The sequence below is a fragment of the Tumebacillus permanentifrigoris genome, from assembly GCF_003148565.1.
Taxonomy (GTDB): Bacteria; Bacillota; Bacilli; order Tumebacillales; family Tumebacillaceae; genus Tumebacillus; species Tumebacillus permanentifrigoris.
Genome location: NZ_QGGL01000009.1, coordinates 12,747 through 37,305 on the forward strand (window position 1 = coordinate 12,747; position 24,559 = coordinate 37,305).

Sequence of the window (24,559 nt, forward strand, 5' to 3'; positions counted from 1 at the left end):
CAGTATTTCCTTCTTTGCCCTATAAAAATCATCCATTACACAAAGAAGAAGCGGGAAAAAACTTCCCGCTTCTTGCTGTGATTACTTACGCAGACCCAGTTTCGCAACGGTTTCACGGTAACGGTTGACATCCTTCTGACGAAGGTAGTTCAACAGGTTACGGCGATGACCGACCATTTTCAAAAGGCCACGACGGGAGTGGTGATCCTTCTTGTGCGTGCGCAGGTGGTCGTTCAGGTAGTTGATCTTGTTGGTCAGGATTGCGATTTGTACTTCCGGGGATCCAGTATCGGATTCGTGTACTTGGAAGTTTTCGATCAGTGATTTTTTCGCGTCTTGAGACAGTGCCATCTCAATACACCTCCTAGGTTTATATCCCCAAGGCCCAGAATGTCGTCGGTGTGCTCGACAATCCGCGCTCGTGGTTCATGATGTCATTTGCCGATTACTGTGATGACGAGCCGTCCCTGTGCTATGTCTTTTGCTACAATGTCAAAGGCTCTTCCATTGAGGGAGAAAAATCCCCGGAATCTCGTCGCAACCGGTACAACGCCTGGCAACAGCCGCGCAGCTCTCACAATATCATCGATGTGAATGCCTCGCTGCCGCTCCTCATAGAGACGCTGCTTTGCATGGGCTGTGACGATAACCTTCATGACTAGTTGTACTCAAACGACAGTTGAAAGTCGTCGTCTCCCTCGGTGAACAAGGAAAACAGCGAGTCTTGGAACGCTAGCAAAAAGGGATCGTCCATTCCGGACTTGCGGTAGAATTTCAGCAGGTCACGGTTGAGACGTTTGAACTCATCACTGACGCAGATCCGTGCCACTTCGCGGCACCACTCCATCAGCTTTTCATCTCGTTCGTCGACGTGTGGGTATCTCACGGCTTATCCATCCCTCGCTCTCACGATCATCTAAGGCCGGGAGCTGGGTATAGTAGGACGACGTGTAGAACCACTAAGAGATTATAGCATATCTAATACCCAACTACAACACCAGCGCTTGTGTTCATGTGTATGCAGGGGTGAAAGCGCCTTAGACCGGGTATTAGAGGGAATATTGCGCGAGACGCACTTGCGATTCCTGCACATCTGCTTGAATCTGTGCAATCAATTCGTCGATGGAGAAAAACTTTTTCTCATCGCGCAGGAAGTCGAGCAGTTCCACATGGATCAGTTGATCATATAGATCGCCGTCAAAGTGCAACAGATGCGCCTCCAGCGTTCGCTTGGCCTGGTCATGGAACGTCGGCTTGGTACCGATGTTCATCACGCCTGCGTACCGTTCACCGCCGACGTGGACGCGAACCAAGTAGACGCCGTTTTTCGGAAGCGAGTACGATTCGGTCAATTCGAGATTCGCCGTGGGGAAGCCGAGCAACCGCCCGCGCTTCTCCCCATGCACGACATGACCGCTGACCGTATAGGGACGACCGAGCAGTTCGTGAACGAGCCGCATGTCACCATAGCTCAGCTTCTCGCGGATCAATGTCGAACTGACCTTCTCCCCATAGCGGTTGACCGCACCGACGATCTCGACGTAGATGCCGATCTGCTCCGCCAGTTTTTTCAAAACGGACGCGTCCGCTTTGCCACCGCGCCCGAAGGCATAATCAAACCCAACCACGACCGTTTGCGGATTCAATGCCGCCAAAAAGCGGAACACAAACTCCTCGGCGGTAAGGCTTGCAAATTCAGTTGTGAAATTCACCACATATGCGGTCTGCACACCGAGCCGGTCCAACACGCGTGCCTTCTCCTCCAACGGAGTTAACAAGTTGTTGTAGTGGCCGAGGCCCAACACTTGTCGCGGATGCGGGTCGAACGTCAACACGCTCGCAGGCAAACCAGATGCGTCCGCCAACTCCTTGGCGCGACAGATCAATTGTTGATGCCCGATATGCAGGCCGTCAAAGTTGCCGAGCGCCATCACAGACGGACGATCGGCACGACCTTCCGGAAGACCGTTGATCTTCAAGATCTCCATGTCACTCTCACCCCTGCTCTACTGCTCTTTGAACACTTTCTCAGGCAGTGTATGCGTCTCACCGTCGGCGATGGACTCGACCCGGTAGAGCGCCAGCAATTGCCCGGCGGGCGTTTCCATGCGAACCAGCGAGCCAACCTCCGTGCCTGGCACCTCGCGTTTGATCGTAAAATCACGACCGTTGTGAATGCGGCGCTCTAACACTTCTGGCACCAAGTGGATCGGCAAGTGCGGAAGTGCTGCCCCCAGCGGTTGGAGGCGCTGTTCCAGCGTGCCGTCCTGCACCGCAGCTTCGATCTGCTCCAGCGACATCGCCTGCTCTAGCGTAAACGGACCCGAGCGGGTGCGCACCAGATGCGACATGTGCGCGGGGACGCCCAGTGCCTGACCGAGATCGTGGCATAGCGTGCGGATGTACGTACCTTTGGAACATTCGACGCTGAACCGCACCTTCGGGTGCGGCAAGTCGAGTTCCAGCGCCTCGATGTCAAGCTTGTAGATCGTGACCTCACGCGCTGGGATCGTCACCTCTTCGCCTGCCCTCGCCAAATCGTAGGCGCGCTTGCCTTCGATCTTGATCGCGGAATACGCGGGGGGGACTTGCGAGATCGGGCCAAGGAAACGCGCAAACGCTTCCCGGACTTGGTTCTCTGTCAGGTTAACGGCCTCAACAGAGTCCACAGTCTCACCAGATGCATCCTGTGTGGAAGTCGACCAGCCAAACGTCACCTCGCCCCGGTACGCCTTGGCCTGGTCGAGCAGGTATTCGGCCACGCGGGTAGCAGCTCCTACACACAGCGGCAGCACGCCGGTGACATCCGGGTCGAGCGTGCCCGTGTGTCCGATCTTTTTAATCCCAAGAATCCGACGGGCGCGTCCCACCACTTGTTGGGAGGTCAGCCCCGCCGGTTTGTTGACGACGAGAATTCCATTCATGCTGGGTTCGCCTCGACTTGAAATGCGTGCTTCACAAGGGCGAAGACACGCTCCTTCACTTCCTCCATCGTGCCGCTTACCGTGCAACCAGACGCACGGGCATGACCGCCGCCTCCCAACTCCTGCGCCAAAGCGCCAACATCGATGATGTACTTGGAGCGGAAACTGACTTTCACCTTGCCAGGAGTTGCTTCACGGAAGAGGATGCCAACTTCTACCCCTTCGACGTTGCGCGGGTAATTGACGAGACCTTCGACGTCCTCGTCACAGCCTTTGGCGTCCTCGATCATCTGACGGGTAACACAGAGCCATGCGTACTTGCCGTCCTCGCTACGCCCTAAGTTTTCCAATGCAGCGCGGATCAACAACACCTGAGCCCAAGTCATCGTCTCCATGACTTTGTCGATCACGTTGTACGGCTGCACACCGAGCTTGAGCAAGGACGCGGCGATCAGCATCACTTCCTCAGAGGTGTTCGAGTAGCGGAAACCGCCAGTGTCGGTGACCAAGCCGGTATAGAGGCAAGTCGCCGCATCCAGCGAGAGTTCCAGACCCAGTTCACGCGAGATCTTGTACACGATCTGACAGGTTGCCGCCGCCGTGAGATCCACGAGGTTCTCCGTGCCAAAAAAGTCATTGGTTTTGTGGTGGTCGATGTTGAGAAGCGCTGCGTCCGTGGCGATCAGGGAGCCTGACAGCCCCAGACGCGGGCGGTCCCCACAGTCAAAGGAGATGACACTCCGGTACTTGGTCTGGACATCCTCAGGCAGTTTAAAGGAATCCGCCATCGGGAGAAACAAGAACTTGTCCGGAATCGGGTCGTCGTTGACAAGCGTGAACGTTTTGCCGAGTTTTGTGAGGAGGTGGGCCGCACCCAGCACAGAACCAAGTGCGTCACCGTCTGGCTTTTCGTGTACGAGCAACAGAAAATCATCATGCTCGCGGAAGAATTGGGCTGCCGTCTTATACGCCGCTATCAGTTCCGGAGTCATCGCGAGTGTCACCTTCTTTGATATCCCGCAGGACTTCGCCGATGCGGGTGGAGTAGTCGAGCGAGGTATCGAGTTTGAAGTGCAGTTCTGGGGTACGGCGCAAACGGATGCGGCGTCCGACTTCTGCACGGATGAATCCTGTTGCTTTTTGCAGGGCTTCCAGCGTGCCCTTGCGCGTTTCGTCGTTGCCCAAGACGCTGACGTAGACAGTGGCATGCTGCAGGTCGCCGGATGCTTCAACGCCCGTGATGGTCACGAACCCGACACGCGGGTCTTTTACATCAGTGCGCACGATGTCGACAATCTCTTTTTTGATTTGCTCGCCGACGCGGCTGACACGAATCTTGGCCATGTTGGGTCACCTCTTATACCAGGATGTTTGAAAGGTCATATGTAGAAGTTAGGAGTTGCGCTCAGCGCGAACGCGAGACACAACTCCAAGTTGGGTTTATACGATCTTAATCTGTTCCATCTGGAAGGATTCGATGATATCGCCTTCGCGGATGTCGTTGAAACGTTCCAAGGTGACCCCACACTCGAAGTTGGTTGCCACTTCTTTGGCGTCGTCCTTGAAGCGCTTGAGCGCGTCGAGTTTACCCGTGTACAGGACGATGCCATCACGGATCAGGCGAGCTTCTGCATTACGCACAATCTTGCCTTCCGTGACATAGCAGCCTGCGATGGTGCCCACTTTGGAGACCTTGAAGGTCTGGCGGACTTCGGCGCGGCCATTGAGAACTTCCTTGAATTCCGGGTCGAGCATCCCTTTGAGGGCTGCTTCGATTTCATCGATCGCGTTGTAGATGACGCGGTAGAGGCGTACATCGACTTTCTCGGATTCAGCCATTTTCTCCGCATTCGGCTGCGGACGAACGTTGAAACCGATGACGATCGCGTTCGATGCGGTTGCGAGGATGATGTCGGATTCGTTGATCGCACCAACGCCTTGGTGAACGACGCGGACGCGAACGCCTTCGACTTCGATCTTCTCAAGCGAGCTGCGGAGGGCTTCGGAAGAACCTTGAACGTCAGCCTTGAGGATCACGTTGAGTTCCTTCATTTCGCCGTCCTTGATCTTGCTGAACAGGTCGTCGAGCGTTACACGGCTCTGCGAAGAAATGGCTTCCGCACGAACTTTTGCAACGCGCTTGTCGACCAGTTTGGATGCTTTGCGCTCATCGTCGTAGACGACGAAGGAGTCACCAGCAGACGGAACGTCGGAGAGACCGAGGATTTCAACCGGCATCGACGGACCTGCTTCCTTGATTCGGCGACCACGGTCATTGACCATCGCACGGACCTTACCATAGGTGGTTCCGCAGACGACGACGTCGCCGACGCGCAGCGTACCGTTTTGAACGAGCATCGTAGCAACCGGACCGCGGCCTTTGTCCAGCTCGGCCTCGATTACCGTACCGCGTGGGCGGCCGTTCGCGTTCGCTTTGAGTTCGCCGACTTCGGAGACGAGCAGGATCATTTCCAGCAGGTCTTCGATGTGCAACTTTTGCTTCGCGGACAGGGTTACGAAGATCGTTTCCCCACCCCACTCCTCAGCTACGAGGCCATACTCGGTGAGTTCTTGCTTAATTTTATCCGGGTTCGCATCCGGTTTGTCGATCTTGTTGATCGCGACGATGATCGGCACGTTCGCTGCCTTCGCATGGTTGATCGCTTCAACGGTTTGCGGCATGACGCCGTCGTCCGCTGCAACGACCAGGATGGTGATGTCGGTGACTTGCGCACCACGTGCACGCATCGAGGTAAACGCTGCGTGACCTGGGGTGTCGAGGAAGGTGATTTTTTTGCCTTTGATCTCGACTTGGTACGCCCCGATGTGCTGGGTGATCCCGCCTGCTTCAGAAGCGGTGACGTTGGTCGTGCGGATCGCGTCAAGCAGGGTGGTTTTCCCGTGGTCGACGTGGCCCATGATCGTGACGATCGGCGAGCGCTCCAGCAAGTCTTCCTGGTTCTCCTCTTCGATCAGCATGTCGAGAGCTTCCTCATCGACCGGCTCTTTGACGATAACTTCTACGCCGAGGTCTTCGCCGACGAGTTGAACTGCGTCGGTGTCGATCTCTTGGTTGATTGTCGCCATGATGCCGAGGAACAGGAGCTTTTTGATGATCTCGGACGCTTCACGCTTCATCGCTTTGGCGAGGTCGCCAACCGAAATCGGCCCTTCGATCTCAATGGACTTCGGCAAATCCGGCAATCTCGGAGCCGGACGCTGACCGCCCTGATTGCTCTGGTAGCCACCACGAGCGCCACCACGGTTCCCACCGCGGTTGTTGCTGTTGCCGCCACGGTTGTTGTTCCCACCTGGGCGGTTGTTGCCACCCGGACGGTTGTTGTTCCCGCCTGGACGGTTGTTGTTACTACCCGGACGGTTGTTGTTGGTACTCGTACCGCCCGTGGCTGGTTTGGCACCACTAGTGCCTGGCTTCGCGCCCGGTGTCACACCCGGTTTTTTCGGGATGCGCTGGTTGCGCGGTTGAGAGGCTACAGAGGCGACACGATCAGGTACGAGCGTATCGTAATCCTTCTCCGTGTTACCTGCTGCTTCCGACGTTTGCGTCTGTTTGGTTGTTTCATTCGGTTTGTTGTTTTGAGTCATATTCCCCTGTGTTCTCCGTTCTCCACCAGATTGATGATTGGATTCTTTGATTTTTCGCATGAACAGTTCCACCTGCTCGACCATCGGTGTATCCATCACGCTCATGTGGTTGGTCACAGTGACCCCTACACGACCGAGGATGTTGATGATCTCCTTGCTGGACATATTCTGCTGTTTTGCGTATTCATACACCCGCAATTTGGTCACTCAGTCACACTCCCATCCAATTCATTTGCTAATTGGATGATGCGTCCGGCAAAGCCTTTGTCGGTGATCACGGCAATCGCACCATGCTCCTTGCCCAAGGCGCGACCGAGGCGTTCCTTATCGAACAATTCGATGAGGGGCACTCCAAACGACTTGCATTTGTCGTGATACTTTTTCATGGCGTTGCCGCCTGTGTCTTTGGCCACGATGGCCAGCAGTGCCTTGCCTGCACCAGAGCGAATCGACTGCATGCAGGCGTCGCTTCCGGTGATCAGTGCGCCAGCGCGTTTGGCAAGTCCTAAGAGGTTTGCGATTTTTTCTTCACTCATCAGGGCCCTCCGGTTCCACCTCGGCGAGTTGCTCGGCGAGGCTGTCGTAGATGGTTGCAGACACAGACGTTTTCAGGGAGCGGTCGAGCGCTTTTTTCTTGCGGGCAGGTGTCAAACAAGTAACGTTGCGACAGATGTACGCCCCACGCCCTGGCTTGCGGCCAGAAGCGTCGAGGTCAACCGTTCCGTCCGTCTGGTTGTAGACGATCCGGATTAATTCACGCTTGGGCTTCATTTCTTGGCAACCCACGCATTTGCGCAGAGGGATCTTTCTCATGTGGGTGAAACTCCCTCCTTTACGTATTCAGTTGGTTATTCTTGAACTTCGTAAGCAGCATCCCGGACCTGTTCGTCAGAGGACGTGCCGTTGGCTTGCGATTCGCTCTTGATGTCGATCTTCCAACCCGTCAACTTCGCGGCGAGGCGTGCGTTCTGGCCTTCCTTGCCGATGGCGAGCGACAGTTGGTAGTCCGGCACAACAACGCGTGCCACTTTGTTCTCCTCGTCCACGTCAACCGAGACGACTTTCGAGGGCGACAGCGAGTTGGCTACGAGTTCCACCGGGTCCTCGCTCCATTTGACGATGTCAATTTTCTCGCCTTTGAGTTCGTTGACGATCGTTTGCACGCGCATGCCGCGCGGACCGACGCATGCGCCGACCGGATCGACATCCTCGTTGCGCGAGAAGACCGCGATCTTGGATCGGTAGCCCGCTTCACGAGCGACCGATTTGAGTTCGACGACACCTTCGTAGATCTCTGGAACTTCTAGCTCAAACAGGCGCTTGAGCAGACCCGGATGGGTACGGGAGACCATGACTTGCGGTCCCTTGGTGGTTTTTTCAACCTTGGTGATGTAGGCTTTGACGCGGTCGTTGTGCTTGAACTTTTCCGTCGGCATCACTTCGTTCAGCGGCATCACCGCTTCAACTTTGCCGAGGTCTACATAGTAGAAACGGCTGTCTTGACGTTGGACGATACCCGTGACGATATCGTGTTCGCGGTCGACGAACGCCGTGTAGATCAAGCCGCGCTCCGCTTCCCGGATCCGTTGGGTGACGACCTGTTTCGCAGTTTGGGCTGCGATGCGGCCGAAATCGCGCGGGGTGACTTCGATCTCGGCGATGTCGCCGATCTGGAAGCCTGGGTCAATCTGCTCCGCAGCGTCCAGCGAAATTTCCAGACGCGGATCGGTCGGGTCTTCTACGACCGTTTTGCGGGCGTAGACTTTGACCAATCCAGTATGACGATTGACATCGACGCGCACGTTTTGCGCCGAGTTAAAGTTGCGTTTGTATCCCGAGATCAGAGCCGCCTCGATCGCTTCGATCAAGATTTCCTTGGCGATGCCTTTTTCGCGTTCGATCTGTTCTAATGCATCCATAAAGTCTGTATTCATCTGACTCTTGATCCTCCTATCTAGCGGGTGCTGTCAGAATTCAATTTAGAAGACGACAGCAAGACGAGCCGAGGCAATGCTCTCAGCTGGCAGAGTGATGGTTTTCTTCGCTTCCTTCACGGCAACCGTGACGGTTAGAGCACCGCCTTCGTAACCCTCCAGCAGTCCTTCGAACGATTTCTGTCCATTAACAGGTTCATACGTGGTTATGTATACGTGCTTGCCGATCGAGCGTTCGAAGTCGGCCGGCTTTTTCAACGGACGTTCCGCGCCCGGACTCGACACTTCCAAGAAATAACTGGTTGGGATCGGGTCCACCTCGTCGAGCATATCGGAAACTCTCTCACTTACACGACCGCAGTCGTCGATATCAACGCCCTCAGGCTTATCGATGAAGATGCGCAGGAACCAGTTGGCCCCTTCCTTTTTGTACTCCACGTCTACGAGCTCGAGACCCTCGCCTTCGACGAGCGGTGTCGCGAGTTCTTCGACTATCTCGGTGACTTTGCGCTTGGTCATTTGTACCCTCCTTGTGTTTCAGCAAACGGACGTGGCAGTAGTATTCCCACAGAACACCCGATGTGAAACACCTAGATAAACCGAAAGAGTGGGTTTCCCCACTCTTCATACGTACCGTATTCTACGTCTTACCCAAAGTATAGCATGGCTCACAAGACTATGCAACCTTAGAACAGGGACAGCTGATTGGTCTCCGGGAGGCCGACCAAGCACTTGTGCGCCTCCAACAATTCGACCACCGTCTTGGAAATCCGGGACTTTTCCTGCAGATCTTGCACCGACAGAAACTCCCCGTGCTTGGCGGCTTCCACGATCGATTTCGCTGCCGACTCCCCACAGCCTGCAAGTGCGCCAAACGGCGGGAGCAGGCCATTTTCTTCCTTAATAACTTGGAACTTCGTCGCACCTGACTTGTAGAGATCAAGCGGCAGGAACTTGTAGCCCCGCGCCGTCATCTCCAGCGCCATCTCGAGGACGGTGTGCAACGCTTTTTCCTTCGGTGCGGCGTTGAAGCCCTTCGCTTCGATCTCTTCGAGCTTGGCAACGATCGAGTCATAGCCTTTGCCCATGATTTCCAGATCGAAATCGTCGGCGCGAACGGAGAAGTAGGTCGCGTAGAACTCCAGCGGGTAGTGGACTTTGAAGTACGCAATCCGCACCGCCATCAGCACATACGCGGTGGCGTGCGCCTTCGGGAACATGTACTTGATCTGTTTACAAGACCAGATGTACCAGTCGGGCACGTTGTTTCGCTTCATCTCTTCTTCCATCTCCAGGGTCAAGCCTTTCCCCTTACGCACGCTCTCCATGATCTTGAAGGCAAACGAAGGTTCCAGACCCGCGTAGATCAGATAGACCATGATGTCATCTCGACAACCGATAACTTCCTTGAGTTTGCAGATCTTGTCCTGGATCAGCTTCTGTGCATTGTTCAACCAGACGTCCGTTCCGTGCGACAGGCCGGAGATCTGCAACAACTCGGAGAAGGTCGAGGGTTTGGTATCATCGAGCATCTGACGCACGAACTTCGTCCCGAACTCCGGGATGCCATAGGTGCCCGTCTTGGAGCGAATGCGTTGCGGCGTGACCGGATTGTCCGGGTCGATGGTCAGCGCATCCGTGCCGGAGAACAGCGACATGACTTTCGGATCGGAGGTCGGAATTTTTTTCGGGTCGAGCCCGGTCAAGTCTTGGAGCATCCGGATCACGGTCGGGTCATCGTGCCCCAGAATATCGAGTTTCAGCAAGTTGTCATGAATCGAGTGGAAGTCGAAGTGCGACGTTTTCCACTCGGCGTTTTTATCATCGGCCGGGAACTGGATTGGGCAGAAGTCGTACACGTCCATGTAATCTGGCACGACGAGAATACCGCCCGGATGTTGACCGGTGGTGCGCTTGATCCCGGTACACCCCGCAACCAGACGCATCATCTCGGCGTTGCGCAGGTTCCATCCCTTTTCCTCCGCGAACTTCTTGACGTAACCAAATGCGGTCTTGTCCGCAACGGTTGCAATCGTCCCTGCGCGGTACACGAATTCGTCCCCGAACAGGACTTTGGTGTAGGCATGGGCTTGTGATTGGTATTCACCCGAGAAGTTCAAATCGATATCAGGGACTTTGTCGCCCTTGAAGCCGAGGAAGGTTTCGAACGGAATGTCGTGGCCGTCCTTGTCAAATGTAGTGCCACATTTCGGGCAGTCTTGGTCTGGCAAGTCGAAGCCAGAACCGACAGAACCGTCAGAAATCCACTGACTGTGCAGGCAACTTGGGCATCGATAGTGCGGCTGCAACGGATTGACCTCGGTGATCTCGGTAAAGGTTGCGACCAGCGAAGAACCGACAGAACCACGCGAACCGACGAGGTAGCCATCGCTGAGTGATTTTTTTACGATCTTCGCCGAAATCAGATAGATGACGGCGAACCCGTGCGTGATGATCGAGTTCAACTCTTTTTCCAGACGCTTCTCGACGATCTCCGGCAGCGGGGTGCCATAGAGCTCATGCGCTTTTTCATAGCACATCGTGCGAATCTCTTCGTCCGTACCTTCAATCTTCGGCGTGTACAGCTGTTCTGGAACCGGTGAGACGTCCTCGATCATGTCCGCAATTCGGTTGGTGTTGGTGACGACCACCTCTTGCGCCAGTTCTGGGCCGAGGTAGGAGAACGCCTCCAACATCTCATTGGTCGACATGAAGTACAGCGGCGGCTGATCATCTGCATCGCGGTCATTCTGGGCTTTGAGGAAGACTTGGCGATAGATCGCATCCTCTGGGTTCAGGAAGTGTACGTCCCCTGTCGCCACGACAGGCTTGTCCAGCGCCTTGCCGATCTCGAGGATCGTGCGGTGATAGTGCTGAACCGAATCGAGCGTGGAGATCGATTCGTTGCGCAGGAGTGGCTTGTAATGCAAGAGCGGTTGAATCTCCAGGTAGTCATAGAACTCCGCAATCTCGCTCAACTCATCCTTGGTCTTGCCGCGCAGGATGCCGTCAAACAATTCTCCCTGCTGACACGCAGTCCCGACGATCAACCCTTCCCGATACTTCGCGATCAACGATCTCGGGACGCGCGGAACGCGGTGGTAGTACTTGATGTGCGCTTCCGAGACAAGCTTGTAGAGGTTTTTCAACCCGGTTTTGTTTTTGACGAGGATCGTGGCATGAAACGGACGCTGTCGGCTGTAATCGATCTCGCCTTCGTTCGTATTCAGTTGGGTCAGGGTTTGGATGCCCTTCTCCTGCATTTCTTTCAACATATATTGGTAGATTTTCGCCAGCGCCACCGTGTCATCGAGCGCACGGTGGGCGTTGAGCAAATCGACATCGAATTTTTTCGCAAGCGTTCCGAGGCGGTAGTTCTTCTCTTTCGTGTAGAGTTTGCGAGCCAGCGACAGGGTGTCGAGGACGATGTTGTCCCACGATTCCATCCCGGCGCGCATCGAACAAGCTTTCAAAAAGCCCAAGTCAAACTCTGCGTTGTGCGCGACGAGAATCGCATCGCCGATAAAAGCACGGAAGTCAGGCAGCACTTCGTGGAGTTTGCGTTGACCGCGCACCATGTCGTTGGTGATGTGCGTGAGTTCGGTGATCTTGGCGGAGATCGGCACTTCCGGGTCGATCAACTCGGTCCACTCGGCGATGATTTCGCGCCCTTTCATTTTGACGGCGGCGATCTCGATCAGCGTGTTCTCCGCCGCGTTCAGACCGGTGGTCTCCGTATCGAATACGACCCATTCGGTGTGCTCATCAATCGACATGTCGCGCCCGTTCAGTTGGTGCACGACCGGCACGCCGTCATCAACCACATACGCTTCCAAACCAAGCAGCGCCTTCATGTTGTTTTTCTTGGCGAGCGAGTACGCCTCAGGGAAGGACTGCACAACCCCGTGGTCGGTGATCGCAATCGCCGTGTGCCCCCACTTGGCAGCCTGTCCGATCAAGTCTTTGACCGGAGCCACGCCATCAAGTGACGACATCGGGGTATGCAGATGTAACTCGACGCGCTTCACTTCCGCCGTGTCCTTGCGAGACGGCTTCGGGACTTCGACGAGGTCTTGGATCATCAGCACCAATTCCTTCGCGAACGTGTCGAACTGCACGGTCCCGCGCACTTTCAATTGCATGCCATCCTTCAACAGATTCAAGACATCAACTTGCTTGTCACCCTTGGCGAACGTCTTGCAAGAGATCGAGTCCGTGTTGTCGGTGACGTTGAAGGTGAACAGCGTCCGACCTGATGCGAGCTCGCGGGTCTCCACGCCGAAAATCCGGCCTTCGACCGCCACGCGACGCATCTCGTCCTGAATCTGTTTAAGCGGGGTCGGCGGCTCGTCGATCGGATGACCGAGTTCGACTTTGTCAGGCGGCGGTGAACTGTCGCCTTTTTTCCCACCGCTGGTGCCGCGAGTAGCTTCTTGCTTTTTCTCCTCTTCCACCGCAACGAAGGCCTTTTGCCCTTCGAGACGGTCTTCCTCCTGAATCAGCGAACGGAAGTTTTCCATATCCTGTTCACGCTTTTGATCATCTGCGAAAAACTGCACGGTCACATGGATGTCGAGGAACTCGAGCAACCAGTGGGCTAGTTTCTCATCATAGCCCTTCTGTTTGGCGCGGGTGACCATGACATCCGAGATCATCGGCACACGCAAAAAACGCTCCTCCAGTTGCAGACCCGACGGATTTTTCAATTCGGCTTTCAACGAAAAATCGTCACCGAGCACTTGGTCGACCGCGTAGATCCAATAATCTTGCACACAGCCCAACACGTCGGGTTCTGCACCACCGTATTGGAAGCGCACATCCACCTGTCGAGCATCGTCGCCAAAAAACGCGCGGAACGCTTCCTGCGCCTGCGCGTATACGTTAAACGGCACGCGCGTCGGCAAGTGGAGTTTCACCGCGACGGTGCGCTCACGCTTGTTGACCACGGCCGGACTCGCCAGTCGCGCGTCCGGAATTCCGGCTCGTTCTACAAATGTAGAGAGACTTTGCCCATTCACGTCCACCAAACTCATAATGGGAAATCCCCTCCATCTTTCAAAATATCAGGTATCGAATACTCGATATACGATGCATAGCTCGTTCACCGTACTATTGTAGCACAAGTCAAAAACGCCCGCCTCTTGCTAGGCGGGCGTTTTTTTAGTAGAAACGAGATTATTGACCCAGAACGAGCCCGGTAATCTCCTCAAAGGCTTGTTCAAGGGTAAGTTCCTTGGATTCACCGGTTTGGCGAACTTTGAATTCGACGATCCCGTCACCTGCCATCTTGCCGACGGTGACGCGCACCGGCAAGCCGATCAAGTCCGAATCCTTGAATTTGACGCCTGCGCGCTCGTCGCGGTCGTCCATCAGCACTTCGATGCCTTGTTGTTGCAGGCGGGTGTACAGTTGCTCTGCGACCTTGACTTGGGTCTCGTCCTTGACGTTGACCGGGATCAGGTGCACTTGGAACGGTGCGATCGACAGCGGCCAGACGATGCCGTTGTCATCGTGGCTCTGTTCCAACACAGCCGACATGATGCGGGAAACGCCGATGCCGTAGCAACCCATGATCATCGTCTGTGCTTTTTGGTTCTCATCGAGGAAGGTCGCGTTGATCGGCACCGAGTACTTTGTGCCCAGTTCGAAGATATGACCGCACTCGATGCCGCGGTAGAACTCGATCTTGCCTTCCTTACAGCTCGGACACGTATCGCCTTCGACGACATTGCGAATGTCTGCCACACGCTCCAGAGCGAAGTCGCGCCCTGGCACGACATTTTGCAGGTGGTAGTCGCGTTCATTGGCACCCGCGACGCCCACTTGCACGCCTGCCACCGCTTTGTCGACGACGAGTGCGGTGTTTTTCAAGCCAACCGGACCGATGAAGCCCGTCGGTGCTCCCGTGACGCGCTCGATGGTCGCGTCATCTGCGAGTTCGAGCGTTTTGGCGTCGAACAGATCTTTCAATTTCAGTTCGTTGACTTCATGGTCGCCGCGCACGACGACTGCGACCGGTTTGTCATCGACGACGTAGAGCAACGTCTTGAAGAACGTTTGGGCTTCGAGGCCCAGCGTGCTCACCAGTTGATCGATCGTCTTGGTGTTCGGGGTGTGGATTTTTTCAAAAGCGGGCGCTTCCGTAGACGGAGCCGCCCCCGCTGCTGCAACCTCTGCTCCGTGCGCCTCTGCTTGTTCGAGGTTCGCCGCGTAGTCGCAGTGGTCACAGATCGCAATCGTATCCTCCCCGACATCAGCGAGCACCATAAACTCATGGTTGCGACCAGAGCCACCGATCGCACCTGCGTTCGCTTGCACCGGACGGAACTTCAGGCCCACGCGATTGAAAATCGCATTGTACGTCTTGTACATCTCATCGTAGGTCTCAGACAAGCTCTCATAAGAGGTATGGAACGAGTACGCATCCTTCATCAGGAATTCACGACCGCGCATCAGACCAAAGCGCGGGCGGCGCTCGTCACGGAACTTGGTTTGGATCTGGTAGACGTTGATCGGCAGTTTTTTGTAGGAGTTGATCTCCTGCTTGATCAGCGATGTGATGACTTCCTCATGGGTCGGGCCGAGGACGAAGTCACGGCTGTGACGATCCTTCAAGCGTACCAATTCCGGCCCGTAGTCATCCCAACGACCGGTCTCGTGCCAGAGTTCCGCCGGTTGCAGAACTGACATCTGCAATTCTTGGGCACCGGACTTGTTCATCTCTTCGCGCACGATGTTTTCGATCTTCTTGAGCACTCGCAGACCAAGTGGCAGGTATGTATACACGCCCGCGACCAGTTGGCGGACCAAGCCGGCACGCAGCATCAATTTGTGACTGGTGACTTCTGCTTCCTTCGGCACTTCCCTCAGGGTAGGAAGGATCATTCGGTTTTGACGCATTTTGAGACTCCTCCACATCTAATTAACATGATTCTTTATTCTACGGTATTTCATGGCAAAAGACAAACCTCGACCCTTGCGGAGTCGAGGTTTTTTTCTTCTACTTCAGCGAACCGGTCAGTTCGTATTGCTTGGCGAGCAGATCGATTTCCTTTTTCAGTTCTTCGACCATCGTCGCTTCCGGGATCTTGCGCACGATTTCACCGTGCTTGAACAACAGGCCTTCGTTGCGGGAACCCGCGATGCCGATGTCCGCCTCACGCGCTTCGCCTGGGCCGTTGACTGCACAGCCGAGCACCGCGACTTTGATCGGAGCTTTGATTTTCGAAACGTACTCTTCAATCTCGTTGGCGATCGAAACGAGGTCGATCTCGATCCGACCACAGGTCGGGCAGGAGATCAGCGTCACGGCGTTGGAAGCCAACCCAAAAGCTTTGAGCAGTTCACGGCCAACCTTGATCTCTTCGACGACATCTGCGGACAGCGAGACGCGCATCGTCGACCCGATGCCCTTGGCGAGCAGCGTGCCAAGGCCTGCCGCGCTTTTGATCGAACCTGAGAACAGCGTGCCCGCCTCGGTGATCCCGAGGTGCAACGGATAGTTGAAGCGCTCTGCTGCGAGGGTGTACGCGTCGATGGCGAGCATCACATCAGATGCCTTCATCGAGATGATGATGTCCTCAAATCCCAAATCTTCAAGGATGCCGACATGATACTCCGCCGACTCCAGCATGCCTGCAGCAGTCGGGTAGCCGTACTTGTCGAGGATGTGCTTCTCAAGCGAGCCAGCGTTCACACCGATGCGGATCGGAATCTTGCGCTCTTGTGCCGCTTTTACGACCTCTTGCACCTTTTCCCGCTTGCCGATGTTGCCTGGATTGATCCGGACTTTGTCGATGCCGTTTTCAATCGCTTTGAGTGCAAGTTTGTAGTCAAAATGAATATCCGCAACCAACGGGATGTGGATTTCTTTTTTTATCTGTTTGATCGCCTCAGCCGCTTCCATGTTGTTCACGGTGACGCGAACGATCTGGCAGCCAGCTTCTTCGAGGCGGAGAATTTGTTCCACGGTCGCTTTTACATCGGCCGTTTTTGTCATCGTCATCGACTGCAACACAACAGTGTCGGAGCCGCCGATGGTAACGTTGCCCACTTGAACCGGGCGAGTCATAGAACGATGGTGCATGAGTACACGCTCCCGTCTTACAGTTTTTGCGCCACTTCATGCGCTGCGATCCGCGCCCACGCATCCACAGAGAGGATGTCGTCAAGGCTTGGATTCGAGAGCACATCATGGCGCTCCATCACGGACGCGATCACGCGCTCGATGTCGAGGAAGGAGATGCGCTCCTCCCGGAACAGGCCGTTCGCTACTTCGTTCGCCGCGTTGAGCACAGCTGGCATCGAGCCGCCTGCACGACCCGCATCGTAAGCGTAACGCAGGCACGGGAAGCGGTCAAGATCAGGTGCACGGAAATGTAGCGAGGACGCTTCCAGCAAGTTCAGGCGCTTGTAGTTGCCCGGCAGTCGCGTCGGATATGTCAATGCGTACTGAATGGGCACGCGCATATCAGGTGCCCCGAGTTGCGCCATGATCGAGCCGTCTTGAAATTCTACCAAGGAATGCACGATGCTCTCCGGATGCACGACGACGTCAATTTTGTCATACGGCATGTCGTACAGCCAGTGAGCCTCCATCACTTCGAGCCCTTTGTTCATCAACGTAGCGGAGTCGACCGTGACCTTGGCCCCCATCGCCCAGTTCGGGTGGTTGAGCGCGTCTTGGAGCGTCGCTTGCTCCATGTGAGCACGGGTCTTGTCGCGAAACGGTCCGCCCGATGCAGTGACGATAATGCGTTCCACATCGACGCGACGCTCGCCGTTCAAGCATTGGAAAATCGCCGAGTGCTCCGAATCGACAGGCAACAGGTGACATCCTTGTTGCTTGGCGAGCGTCGTGACCAAGTGTCCAGCGGCGACGAGCGTTTCCTTGTTGGCGAGCGCAATGTGCTTGCCTTTCTTCAACGCTTCCAGGGTCGGAAGCAGTCCTGCCGCGCCGACGACCGCCGTCACGACCACATCGACCGCACCATGCGTTGCCACCGCGACCAGCCCTTCGTCCCCGACCTGCACGTCAACTGCAGAACCGAAACGGCTCTTGATGAGGGCAGCACCCTCTGCGGTTGCCACGCTGACCAACTCGGGGCGGAACTGCTCGATCTGCTGCATCAGCAAGTCGAGGTTGCGTCCAGCCGCTAGCGCAGCGACCTTGTACTCCTCAGGGTGTTGGGCGACAACGTCCAGCGTCGACGTACCGATGGAGCCAGTGGAGCCAAGAATTGAGATTGTACGAGACATTGCTTCACCTCATCACTCTTACGAAACTAGTAGCATTGTACCATAATAGGCAATCGGTGCTGCAAACAGAAAACTATCAAAACGGTCCAGCACACCGCCGTGACCGGGCAAGATCGTCCCTGAATCCTTGACGTCTAGTGCGCGCTTCAGTCCGGATTCTACAAAGTCACCGAACTGACCAAACACCGACAGCAACGCTGCGAGCAACATCCATGAGCCCATCGAGAGCCCCATCACGTTCGCGAAGATCATGCCGACGATGACAGCTGCGACGACACCACCCAGCGACCCAGACACCGTCTTGTTCGGCGAGATCGCCGGCCAAAGCTTCGGTCCCTTTAACGTGCGACCTACAAAGTAGGCAGCTGTGTCTGTTGTCCAGATCGTCAAGATCATAAACAGAAAATACGCCAACCCCAACTTCCCATCCACACGCAACAAGATCGCGCAATGGAACGGCAGACCCACATAGAGCGTGCCAGCGAACAGATAGGTCATGTCTTGAAATGTATATCGGTTTTTTGAAATCACGCTGATCGACAGAAACACGAACAGCACCAGCAACAGCCACAGCGCGGAAAGCGAATCGACTTCCGGCATCCAGGTGCCTGCAAACGGTTGCCAGATCGCGCCGACCAACCACATCAAGGTCGCCATGTAACCGACAAGAGCTGGAGCGGACAGTCGCGACCAACCGCGCATGAGCAACAGCTCGCTGTAGCCGACCACAGCCAACAGCACGAACAGCAGGGCGGACGGCAACCCGCCGTACCACACAGCACCCAGATAGAGAGCGCCTCCGATGATTCCGGTCACTACTCGTTGACGCAACATCGAAATCCCCCTACTTCAGCCCACCAAATCGACGGCCGCGGCCTTGGAAGGCGCGAATCGCTTGGAAGAAATAGTCTCTTGAAAAATCAGGCCAAAACACTTCTGTAAACCAAAATTCTGTGTACGCGCATTGCCACAGCAAAAAATTCGAAAGGCGCACTTCGCCGCTGGTGCGAATCAACAAGTCTGGATCAGGTAACCCTGCGGTCAGCAGATGCTGATCCATCGTGGTATCCTCGATCTCATCAAGCGTCAGGCGCCCCGCTTGCACATCCTCGGCGATCTGCCTGACCGCGCTGAGGATCTCGCGGCGCGAACCATAGTTCAAGGCGATGTTCAAAATCATCCCGGTGTTCGCACGGGTCTTCTCCTCCGCTTCGCGTACAACGCGCAACGTGTGTCCCGGCAAACCTTCTGGTTCGCCGATGATCCGGATTCGACAGTTCCGAGCGATCAGCGTGTCGAGTTCCTTGGCCAGCCATTCCTCCGGCAAGCGCATCAGAAATTCAACTTCCTCGATGGGACGCTTCCAGTTCTCCGTGGAGAATGCATACAACGTCAGCACCTTGACCCCGATGTCGTCTGCCGCCAAGCTGATTTCCTTGACTTTGTTCATCCCAGCCCGGTGACCTGCGATGCGCGGCATCCCGCGCTTGCGTGCCCAGCGCCCGTTGCCGTCCATGATGATTGCGACGTGATTCGGTACAGCGTCGGGAACAATCCCGTGCTCATCCGTCTGAATTTGCGGTTGTGTAGTAAAAAGTCGCTTGAGTCGTTGCAGCATCATGAGTCCTCCACGTGAAAAATAACCCCCTTCGATTTGAAGGGGGCTCCGAAGGTCTTTACACTTCCAAAATCTCTGCTTCTTTGGCAGAGAGCAATTTGTCAATTTCCGCGATGTAACGGTCAGTCGCCGCTTGGACTTTGTCCTGCTCACGGCGAATATCATCCTCAGAAACTTCCTTCTCAAGTTTCTTGAGAGAATCATTGACGTCACGGCGAATGTTGCGCACAGCAACACGGCCGTCTTCGGCCAGGCCTTTGACTTGCTTCGCAAGGTCTTTGCGGCGCTGCTCAGTCAGTTGCGGAATCGTAAGGCGGATGATGTTCCCGTCGTTGGACGGCGTGATCCCGATATCCGACTTGGTGATGGCGCGCTCGATCGCTGCGAGGGAACCTTTGTCCCACGGAGTGATCACGAGTTGACGCGGTTCCGGCGTGGAAACGTTCGCCAACTGGTTGATCGGCATCATGCTGCCGTAGTAGTCGACTTGCACACGATCAAGCATCGAAACGCTCGCACGGCCAGCACGAATCGTGCTGAATTCACGCTTGACGTTACCCAGTGCTTTTTCCATGCGCTCATCAAGGGATTTCATAATCTCTTGGATCATTGGTTGGTTCACTCCTCAAGAGTAGTACCGATCGTATAAAGCATCGTATACGCCATACCCTAATTTCTACGCAGGAAATCAAGATTCCTGCTGATGACTTAAAAAAAGGGAACACGGAGAGTGTTCCCTGTCTGGGTCAATTAACCCTTGTTGACTTGGTTCATAACTTCTTCAACGAAGTTATCAACTTTCTTCTCGAGACCTTCGCCCATTTCCCAACGAACGAAACGACGGATGTTGATGTTCTCGCCGATGGTCGAGATCATTTCCTTCACGACGGTTTCAATCGTTTTGTCCGTGTTTTTCACGAACTCTTGCTCGAGGAGGCAATTCTCTTTGTAGTACTTAGCAACGCGACCTTCCACCATTTTGTCGACGATGTTTGCCGGTTTGCCTTCGTTGAGAGCTTGTGCACGAAGGATTTCTTTTTCGTGCTCAACCGTTTCAGCCGAAACTTCTTCGCGGGACAGGTAGAGCGGCTTCGCAGCTGCGATGTGCATTGCGATGTCCTTGACGAAGCTTTTGAAACCATCGTTTTTCGCTACGAAGTCGGTTTCGCAGTTGACTTCGAGCAGAACACCGACTTTACCGCCTGCATGTATGTATGATTCTACAACGCCTTCTGCAGCGATGCGGCCCGATTTCTTAGCAGCAGCAGCCAGACCTTTTTCACGGAGGAAGTCGATTGCTTTCTCGAGTTCACCATTGGTTTCAACAAGTGCTTTTTTGCAGTCCATCATGCCCGCGCCGGTACGCTCGCGCAGTTCTTTTACAAGTGCAGCAGAAATGCTCATGTCTGTCGCCTCCTTGGTTCTTATCATGTCCAAATGGTTGTATTCTGTGTCATACAGATAAAAAAGGGGGACTTAGGGTTCTAGGTTCTAGAACCCTAAGCCCACCCTCAGTACCAAACAATTACGCGTTTTGTTCGCCTTGCTTGCCTTCCATGATCGCGTCAGCAATCTTAGCGGTGAGCAATTTCACAGCGCGGATTGCATCGTCGTTGCCCGGGATCACATAATCGATTTCATCCGGGTCGCAGTTAGTATCTACAATCGCAACGATCGGGATACCAAGTTTGCGAGCTTCTGCAACTGCGATGCGCTCTTTGCGCGGGTCGATGATGAACAGAGCGCCCGGCAGGGATTTCATGCCTTTGATACCGCCGAGGAATTTCTCGAGACGGTCCATTTCCTTCTTCAGAACGATAACTTCTTTCTTCGGAAGAACTTCAAAGGTACCATCTTGTTCCATGATCTCCAGCTTAGACAGGCGATCGATACGTTTTTGGATGGTCGAGAAGTTGGTCAGGGTGCCGCCGAGCCAGCGTTGGTTAACAAAGAACTGGCCTACGCGTTCCGATTCTTCCTTCACGGAGTCTTGCGCTTGTTTCTTGGTACCTACAAACAGAACTGTTTTGCCTTCTGCAGCCAGTTCACGCACAAAGTTGTACGCTTCCTCGACTTTCTTAACAGTTTTTTGCAGGTCAATGATGTAGATGCCGTTACGTTCGGTGAAGATGTAGCGAGACATTTTCGGGTTCCAACGACGGGTCTGATGCCCGAAGTGTACGCCTGCCTCCAGCAATTGTTTCATGCTGATGATCGCCATAATCTTCGACCTCCTTCCGATTGGTTGTTTTCCTCCGCTACCGTCAACCTCTCTCGACACTCGTCCAGACGGACAAGCACCTCCGAAAAAGTCGGGCAGCGTGTGTTGTGTATTCACACCGGAAATTAATATACCACATGCTTGTTAGGAGTGCAACACTTCCCAACAAAAAAACAACCAAGCCGGGTGTTTCTTGGCTGGTTGTTTTATTGGGTAGGCGGCGTGGTAATCACTTTAAAAACCGCCTGCGGATCGCCCTTGAGCGGCAAGTCATAGACGCCTGCTCGGATCGAGGCAGAGCCTTTTTCCCGCAAAGCGATCAATTGGTTGCCGTCCTCCACTACACCAGACGCTTGCAACAACCACGCGACATCTGTCGTGCCCATGCCGGGCTGGATGTAGACATGAATCGTTTGGACTTGCTCCGGCTTTCCAGACAGTTCGGTTTCTTTTTGCTTAGCACCTTCGTCGTGCGCCTGTTTAAGCTGCTGGTCCAGCTCCGTCTGTGCGAGCACGACCATTCCAGACTTCAATGCTTCGGCCTTCCAGTCTGTAGATGGCGTTGGGGTGATAGGTGGCGCTGAGGCAGCAGGCACCAGCGTGCTCGCTCCCCCGATGATCAAGGTCGCGAGGAGCAATCCGGCGCCAAACCCTACCAACAAGCTCCGGCTCTCCATCAGCGCGCTTCCTCCCGCTTCACAAGGCCGAGCACCAGTTGGATCTCTCCAATCCCGATCCCCGTCTCACGAGCGATCTGCGGCGGTGTGAGACCTCCATCTGAGAGCTCCACAACCTTGATGTATTTTTCGTTCAACAAAAAGCCCGGAGCTTTCGGTTCCGCGCTTTCTAGAACCGCTTCTGCCACAGCGGGTATGGGTCTATGTCTCAACTCAACGACTTGCTGCTGCAACTCCTGCACACGCAACTCCAGTGCGTGAACCACATCCTGTTGCCCCGCCAACTTCTCCCGCGTTTCCCGTTGTAAAACGGCAAATGTGTCGTGAATCCGGTTGTTTTCTCGTTCGATTTCGTTCATAAACTCGTCGAACGTGTCCTTCATCTCTTGGTCAACGGCCGTGGAAATTCCAGTGGGAGTTGCTACAACAGAAGACCCGGCGGAGGAGGCAGACTTCGCACGGGTCAGGGCAAACAGAACGATGGCAACGCCGGCAAGGGCCACGTACAGATACAATTGGTTCATCGATCGTCCTCGCTTACATTCGAATGTCTAGACGTTGTCCCTTGTATGGGTGTGGCGCTTCTGACACGGCGTCAGACGCTTGCGAGTCGTGCTTGTTGCCACGTTCCCGCTGCGCGCCGTCTTGACTTTGCTTTCGTTCACGCAGTTCGGCACGGGCACTGTCCTCCGTGTCGAGCACCGTCTGCTCAGTCACGGTCGTGTCTCGGGTCAATTGCTCACCGTCGATCGCATTTTGCAACGCAGCTTGATTCTGTTGAATCTGTTGGTTGCGGCTGTTGTCGACCGTCCGGGGCAAGGCAATTTGTAATTCCACAGGTTTCAAGGACATGGATGTCCACCTCCTGGGTTTCGTTGCCCGATTAGAAACGCGAGGCCGTGATTTCACCGTCTGTGATGCCATAGACAATCGGGCCACGCTGCGGGTCTCGCAGGTAGGTCACCTGTTGCCCCAGTGTGAATTTCACCCCGGCATAGGCCACGTCACTGACGAAGACTTTGGCGTTGCGTGTATCGAGCAGGATCACTTCGATCTCAGAGCGACGATACATCAATTCCTCTTCTTCATGTTGGTAGTGCTCGTAGGTATGCGTGAGGTTTTGACGCAATGCTTGTTTTTCCGGCGGGAGTTGGTTGGCCATCCCTGCCATGTTATCCAGCAATGCTAGCGCTTTCTTGGTTTTGTCCATATGCAGGTACAATTCCTTTAGACGGGTTTGTACCTCGAGCATTTCAGTGCGCAGGTGTGGGTGCACGCCCACTTCAACCTCAGAAGGTGTTGCCATCGGGGAACCAAGCGTTCTCGTGCGCACCTCTTCACCCGCACGCACCAAGCCGCCGACGATGACCGATTTTTGTGCTTCCATCAGCACATGACGACCTGCGGAGATATGACAATGCATGATGCTATCACGGACGATTACATCGACACCCGCCTCCACAGTCGCACCTTGCATAAAGCGAGAACGCACCGTGCCAGATGCCTTGATCAAGCCCTTGCTGCGCATCTGTACACCACCGCGAACGAGGATATCTCCTCCAGCTTCCAAGATCGCGCCATCGATAAAGCCTGTGACTTCAATGTTGCCTGCTGCTACCACTTTAAAACCTGGCAACACACTGCCGTTAATCTTAACATTGCCTAAAAACTCGATATTCCCGACAGAGAAGTCCACATCACTTTTCACTTCAAATACATCGAAAACGTTGATTTTGTTATCGCGCGGGTTGTACGAGACATGACCATCCGCTTCGGCAAGCAATTGCAGACCATCATCGGAACTATGCGTGTTCTTGCCCACGGGAAGCCGCACATCTCGACCCGGTTTTGCCATCAGCGATGCACCGCCGACACCCACACCTTGAATCCCCTCAGTCAACGGCGTTTTCTTGGCCAAGATCTGGCCTTTCAACACGGTGTTCACGATCCCAAGGTTATAAAAATCGACACGACCATCCTCCAGCACACGCGGGTTTTGCGAATGCGGATTGTCGATCAAGATCTCAATTTGAGCGTTTTCTCCGTTGATCGGTTCCTTACCCACAGCGATGCGGGTTTTGCCACCGATATAACCACGCGGATTCATGACAATCTGCTGACATGCGACCATGTCTACACCGAAAGATACGCCATTTTGTCGTAAATACTCCACGAGGCAGTCATAGTTGAGTGCCGGCAATTCCTGTTCTTGCGACAGGCTCTCATGTAAATTCAAACAGGCGGATAGCCCGCCCTGTTCAATGGTGACCTTGGAGTTCTTCGTCCACCAACTCAGCTCTTCTTGTCTGATCGCCATCGTA

At 54.8% G+C, this 24,559-nt stretch carries 25 protein-coding genes; 1 reads left to right on the forward strand and 24 read right to left on the reverse strand.

The window, feature by feature from the left end; all coding sequences use genetic code 11:
- Nucleotides 1-81: 81 nt before the first annotated feature.
- Entirely contained in the window at nucleotides 82-351 is a 270-nt protein-coding gene (rpsO, locus tag C7459_RS11195) for a 30S ribosomal protein S15 (RefSeq protein ID WP_109689270.1), read from the reverse strand.
- A gap of 50 nt (nucleotides 352-401) precedes the next feature.
- Between rpsO and C7459_RS23665 the strand changes: the two genes are divergently transcribed.
- The gene (locus tag C7459_RS23665) at nucleotides 402-662 is read left to right on the forward strand and encodes a hypothetical protein (protein WP_211320381.1); all 261 of its coding nucleotides are present in this window, start codon (nucleotides 402-404) and stop codon (nucleotides 660-662) included.
- Here the strand turns inward: C7459_RS23665 and C7459_RS11205 are convergent.
- The 23 genes from C7459_RS11205 to C7459_RS11315 form a co-directional block, all read right to left on the reverse strand.
- Nucleotides 659-886, reverse strand: a complete 228-nt coding sequence (locus tag C7459_RS11205) for a hypothetical protein (protein ID WP_146200993.1) — start codon at nucleotides 884-886, stop codon at nucleotides 659-661. The genes C7459_RS23665 and C7459_RS11205 overlap by 4 nt on opposite strands.
- 163 nt (nucleotides 887-1,049) lie before the next feature.
- Nucleotides 1,050-1,988, reverse strand: a complete 939-nt coding sequence (locus tag C7459_RS11210) for a bifunctional riboflavin kinase/FAD synthetase (RefSeq protein WP_109689276.1) — start codon at nucleotides 1,986-1,988, stop codon at nucleotides 1,050-1,052.
- Between the two features lie 18 nt (nucleotides 1,989-2,006).
- Nucleotides 2,007-2,924: a tRNA pseudouridine(55) synthase TruB gene (gene truB / locus C7459_RS11215; protein WP_109689278.1), complete on the reverse strand. Its 918-nt coding sequence runs from the start codon at nucleotides 2,922-2,924 to the stop codon at nucleotides 2,007-2,009.
- Entirely contained in the window at nucleotides 2,921-3,916 is a 996-nt protein-coding gene (locus tag C7459_RS11220; RefSeq protein WP_109689280.1) for a DHH family phosphoesterase, read from the reverse strand. The genes truB and C7459_RS11220 overlap by 4 nt, the downstream gene beginning before the upstream one ends.
- Entirely contained in the window at nucleotides 3,888-4,268 is a 381-nt protein-coding gene (gene rbfA, locus C7459_RS11225) for a 30S ribosome-binding factor RbfA (protein WP_109689281.1), read from the reverse strand. Before rbfA ends, C7459_RS11220 begins: the two co-directional genes overlap by 29 nt.
- Nucleotides 4,269-4,364: 96 nt before the next feature.
- A complete protein-coding gene (infB, locus tag C7459_RS11230) occupies nucleotides 4,365-6,695 on the reverse strand; it encodes a translation initiation factor IF-2 (RefSeq protein WP_245884509.1) in 2,331 nt (776 codons plus the stop codon).
- A gap of 38 nt (nucleotides 6,696-6,733) precedes the next feature.
- Nucleotides 6,734-7,066, reverse strand: a complete 333-nt coding sequence (locus tag C7459_RS11235) for a L7Ae/L30e/S12e/Gadd45 family ribosomal protein (RefSeq protein ID WP_109689286.1) — start codon at nucleotides 7,064-7,066, stop codon at nucleotides 6,734-6,736.
- Nucleotides 7,059-7,343, reverse strand: a complete 285-nt coding sequence (gene rnpM / locus C7459_RS11240; RefSeq protein WP_109689288.1) for an RNase P modulator RnpM — start codon at nucleotides 7,341-7,343, stop codon at nucleotides 7,059-7,061. Before rnpM ends, C7459_RS11235 begins: the two co-directional genes overlap by 8 nt.
- 35 nt (nucleotides 7,344-7,378) lie before the next feature.
- Nucleotides 7,379-8,464, reverse strand: a complete 1,086-nt coding sequence (gene nusA / locus C7459_RS11245) for a transcription termination factor NusA (protein WP_109689290.1) — start codon at nucleotides 8,462-8,464, stop codon at nucleotides 7,379-7,381.
- Between the two features lie 45 nt (nucleotides 8,465-8,509).
- The gene (gene rimP, locus C7459_RS11250; RefSeq protein WP_109689292.1) at nucleotides 8,510-8,983 is read right to left on the reverse strand and encodes a ribosome maturation factor RimP; all 474 of its coding nucleotides are present in this window, start codon (nucleotides 8,981-8,983) and stop codon (nucleotides 8,510-8,512) included.
- 167 nt (nucleotides 8,984-9,150) lie between these two features.
- A complete protein-coding gene (locus tag C7459_RS11255; RefSeq protein ID WP_109689294.1) occupies nucleotides 9,151-13,497 on the reverse strand; it encodes a PolC-type DNA polymerase III in 4,347 nt (1,448 codons plus the stop codon).
- A 142-nt stretch (nucleotides 13,498-13,639) separates the two neighbouring features.
- The gene (locus C7459_RS11260) at nucleotides 13,640-15,364 is read right to left on the reverse strand and encodes a proline--tRNA ligase (protein WP_109689296.1); all 1,725 of its coding nucleotides are present in this window, start codon (nucleotides 15,362-15,364) and stop codon (nucleotides 13,640-13,642) included.
- Between the two features lie 100 nt (nucleotides 15,365-15,464).
- Nucleotides 15,465-16,550, reverse strand: a complete 1,086-nt coding sequence (gene ispG / locus C7459_RS11265; RefSeq protein ID WP_109689298.1) for a flavodoxin-dependent (E)-4-hydroxy-3-methylbut-2-enyl-diphosphate synthase — start codon at nucleotides 16,548-16,550, stop codon at nucleotides 15,465-15,467.
- A gap of 17 nt (nucleotides 16,551-16,567) precedes the next feature.
- On the reverse strand, nucleotides 16,568-17,722 hold the full coding sequence (locus C7459_RS11270) for a 1-deoxy-D-xylulose-5-phosphate reductoisomerase (protein WP_109689300.1): 1,155 nt from the start codon (nucleotides 17,720-17,722) through the stop codon (nucleotides 16,568-16,570).
- Nucleotides 17,723-17,740: 18 nt separating this feature from the next.
- Entirely contained in the window at nucleotides 17,741-18,556 is an 816-nt protein-coding gene (locus tag C7459_RS11275) for a phosphatidate cytidylyltransferase (protein ID WP_109689302.1), read from the reverse strand.
- A 10-nt stretch (nucleotides 18,557-18,566) separates the two neighbouring features.
- Nucleotides 18,567-19,340, reverse strand: coding sequence for an undecaprenyl pyrophosphate synthase (locus tag C7459_RS11280; RefSeq protein ID WP_109689304.1), 774 nt, complete (start codon nucleotides 19,338-19,340; stop codon nucleotides 18,567-18,569).
- 58 nt (nucleotides 19,341-19,398) lie between these two features.
- A complete protein-coding gene (gene frr / locus C7459_RS11285) occupies nucleotides 19,399-19,950 on the reverse strand; it encodes a ribosome recycling factor (protein ID WP_109689306.1) in 552 nt (183 codons plus the stop codon).
- A 140-nt stretch (nucleotides 19,951-20,090) separates the two neighbouring features.
- The gene (gene tsf / locus C7459_RS11290) at nucleotides 20,091-20,744 is read right to left on the reverse strand and encodes a translation elongation factor Ts (protein ID WP_109689308.1); all 654 of its coding nucleotides are present in this window, start codon (nucleotides 20,742-20,744) and stop codon (nucleotides 20,091-20,093) included.
- Between the two features lie 121 nt (nucleotides 20,745-20,865).
- A complete protein-coding gene (rpsB, locus tag C7459_RS11295; protein ID WP_109689310.1) occupies nucleotides 20,866-21,561 on the reverse strand; it encodes a 30S ribosomal protein S2 in 696 nt (231 codons plus the stop codon).
- Nucleotides 21,562-21,767: 206 nt separating this feature from the next.
- A complete protein-coding gene (locus C7459_RS11300; protein WP_109689312.1) occupies nucleotides 21,768-22,238 on the reverse strand; it encodes an MltG/YceG/YrrL family protein in 471 nt (156 codons plus the stop codon).
- On the reverse strand, nucleotides 22,238-22,762 hold the full coding sequence (locus C7459_RS11305; protein ID WP_109689314.1) for a hypothetical protein: 525 nt from the start codon (nucleotides 22,760-22,762) through the stop codon (nucleotides 22,238-22,240). Before C7459_RS11305 ends, C7459_RS11300 begins: the two co-directional genes overlap by 1 nt.
- A 13-nt stretch (nucleotides 22,763-22,775) precedes the next feature.
- Nucleotides 22,776-23,090 carry a hypothetical protein gene (locus C7459_RS11310; RefSeq protein ID WP_109689315.1) on the reverse strand — a complete coding sequence of 105 codons (315 nt, stop codon included), beginning with the start codon at nucleotides 23,088-23,090 and terminating at the stop codon, nucleotides 22,776-22,778.
- Between the two features lie 31 nt (nucleotides 23,091-23,121).
- Nucleotides 23,122-24,555 (reverse strand): flagellar assembly protein A, encoded by a 1,434-nt coding sequence (locus tag C7459_RS11315; RefSeq protein WP_109689316.1) that lies wholly within the window; start codon nucleotides 24,553-24,555, stop codon nucleotides 23,122-23,124.
- Nucleotides 24,556-24,559: the final 4 nt, after the last annotated feature.

What these genes read in the sequence shown, in the direction of transcription:
- rimP (WP_109689292.1), bottom strand. Translation starts at nt 8,983, where the DNA reads ATGACCAAGCGCAAAGTCACCGAGATAGTCGAAGAACTCGCGACACCG.
- C7459_RS11255 (WP_109689294.1), bottom strand. Translation starts at nt 13,497, where the DNA reads ATGAGTTTGGTGGACGTGAATGGGCAAAGTCTCTCTACATTTGTAGAA.
- C7459_RS11220 (WP_109689280.1), bottom strand. Translation starts at nt 3,916, where the DNA reads ATGACTCCGGAACTGATAGCGGCGTATAAGACGGCAGCCCAATTCTTC.
- C7459_RS11210 (WP_109689276.1), bottom strand. Translation starts at nt 1,988, where the DNA reads ATGGAGATCTTGAAGATCAACGGTCTTCCGGAAGGTCGTGCCGATCGT.
- C7459_RS11270 (WP_109689300.1), bottom strand. Translation starts at nt 17,722, where the DNA reads ATGTCTCGTACAATCTCAATTCTTGGCTCCACTGGCTCCATCGGTACG.
- C7459_RS11280 (WP_109689304.1), bottom strand. Translation starts at nt 19,340, where the DNA reads ATGCTGCAACGACTCAAGCGACTTTTTACTACACAACCGCAAATTCAG.
- nusA (WP_109689290.1), bottom strand. Translation starts at nt 8,464, where the DNA reads ATGAATACAGACTTTATGGATGCATTAGAACAGATCGAACGCGAAAAA.
- C7459_RS11275 (WP_109689302.1), bottom strand. Translation starts at nt 18,556, where the DNA reads ATGTTGCGTCAACGAGTAGTGACCGGAATCATCGGAGGCGCTCTCTAT.
- rpsO (WP_109689270.1), bottom strand. Translation starts at nt 351, where the DNA reads ATGGCACTGTCTCAAGACGCGAAAAAATCACTGATCGAAAACTTCCAA.
- C7459_RS11310 (WP_109689315.1), bottom strand. Translation starts at nt 23,090, where the DNA reads ATGTCCTTGAAACCTGTGGAATTACAAATTGCCTTGCCCCGGACGGTC.
- C7459_RS11315 (WP_109689316.1), bottom strand. Translation starts at nt 24,555, where the DNA reads ATGGCGATCAGACAAGAAGAGCTGAGTTGGTGGACGAAGAACTCCAAG.
- rnpM (WP_109689288.1), bottom strand. Translation starts at nt 7,343, where the DNA reads ATGAGAAAGATCCCTCTGCGCAAATGCGTGGGTTGCCAAGAAATGAAG.
- truB (WP_109689278.1), bottom strand. Translation starts at nt 2,924, where the DNA reads ATGAATGGAATTCTCGTCGTCAACAAACCGGCGGGGCTGACCTCCCAA.
- tsf (WP_109689308.1), bottom strand. Translation starts at nt 20,744, where the DNA reads ATGAGCATTTCTGCTGCACTTGTAAAAGAACTGCGCGAGCGTACCGGC.
- C7459_RS11235 (WP_109689286.1), bottom strand. Translation starts at nt 7,066, where the DNA reads ATGAGTGAAGAAAAAATCGCAAACCTCTTAGGACTTGCCAAACGCGCT.
- rbfA (WP_109689281.1), bottom strand. Translation starts at nt 4,268, where the DNA reads ATGGCCAAGATTCGTGTCAGCCGCGTCGGCGAGCAAATCAAAAAAGAG.
- C7459_RS11260 (WP_109689296.1), bottom strand. Translation starts at nt 15,364, where the DNA reads ATGCGTCAAAACCGAATGATCCTTCCTACCCTGAGGGAAGTGCCGAAG.
- C7459_RS11300 (WP_109689312.1), bottom strand. Translation starts at nt 22,238, where the DNA reads ATGGAGAGCCGGAGCTTGTTGGTAGGGTTTGGCGCCGGATTGCTCCTC.
- C7459_RS11305 (WP_109689314.1), bottom strand. Translation starts at nt 22,762, where the DNA reads ATGAACCAATTGTATCTGTACGTGGCCCTTGCCGGCGTTGCCATCGTT.
- rpsB (WP_109689310.1), bottom strand. Translation starts at nt 21,561, where the DNA reads ATGGCGATCATCAGCATGAAACAATTGCTGGAGGCAGGCGTACACTTC.
- frr (WP_109689306.1), bottom strand. Translation starts at nt 19,950, where the DNA reads ATGATCCAAGAGATTATGAAATCCCTTGATGAGCGCATGGAAAAAGCA.
- infB (WP_245884509.1), bottom strand. Translation starts at nt 6,695, where the DNA reads ATGTCCAGCAAGGAGATCATCAACATCCTCGGTCGTGTAGGGGTCACT.
- ispG (WP_109689298.1), bottom strand. Translation starts at nt 16,550, where the DNA reads ATGCACCATCGTTCTATGACTCGCCCGGTTCAAGTGGGCAACGTTACC.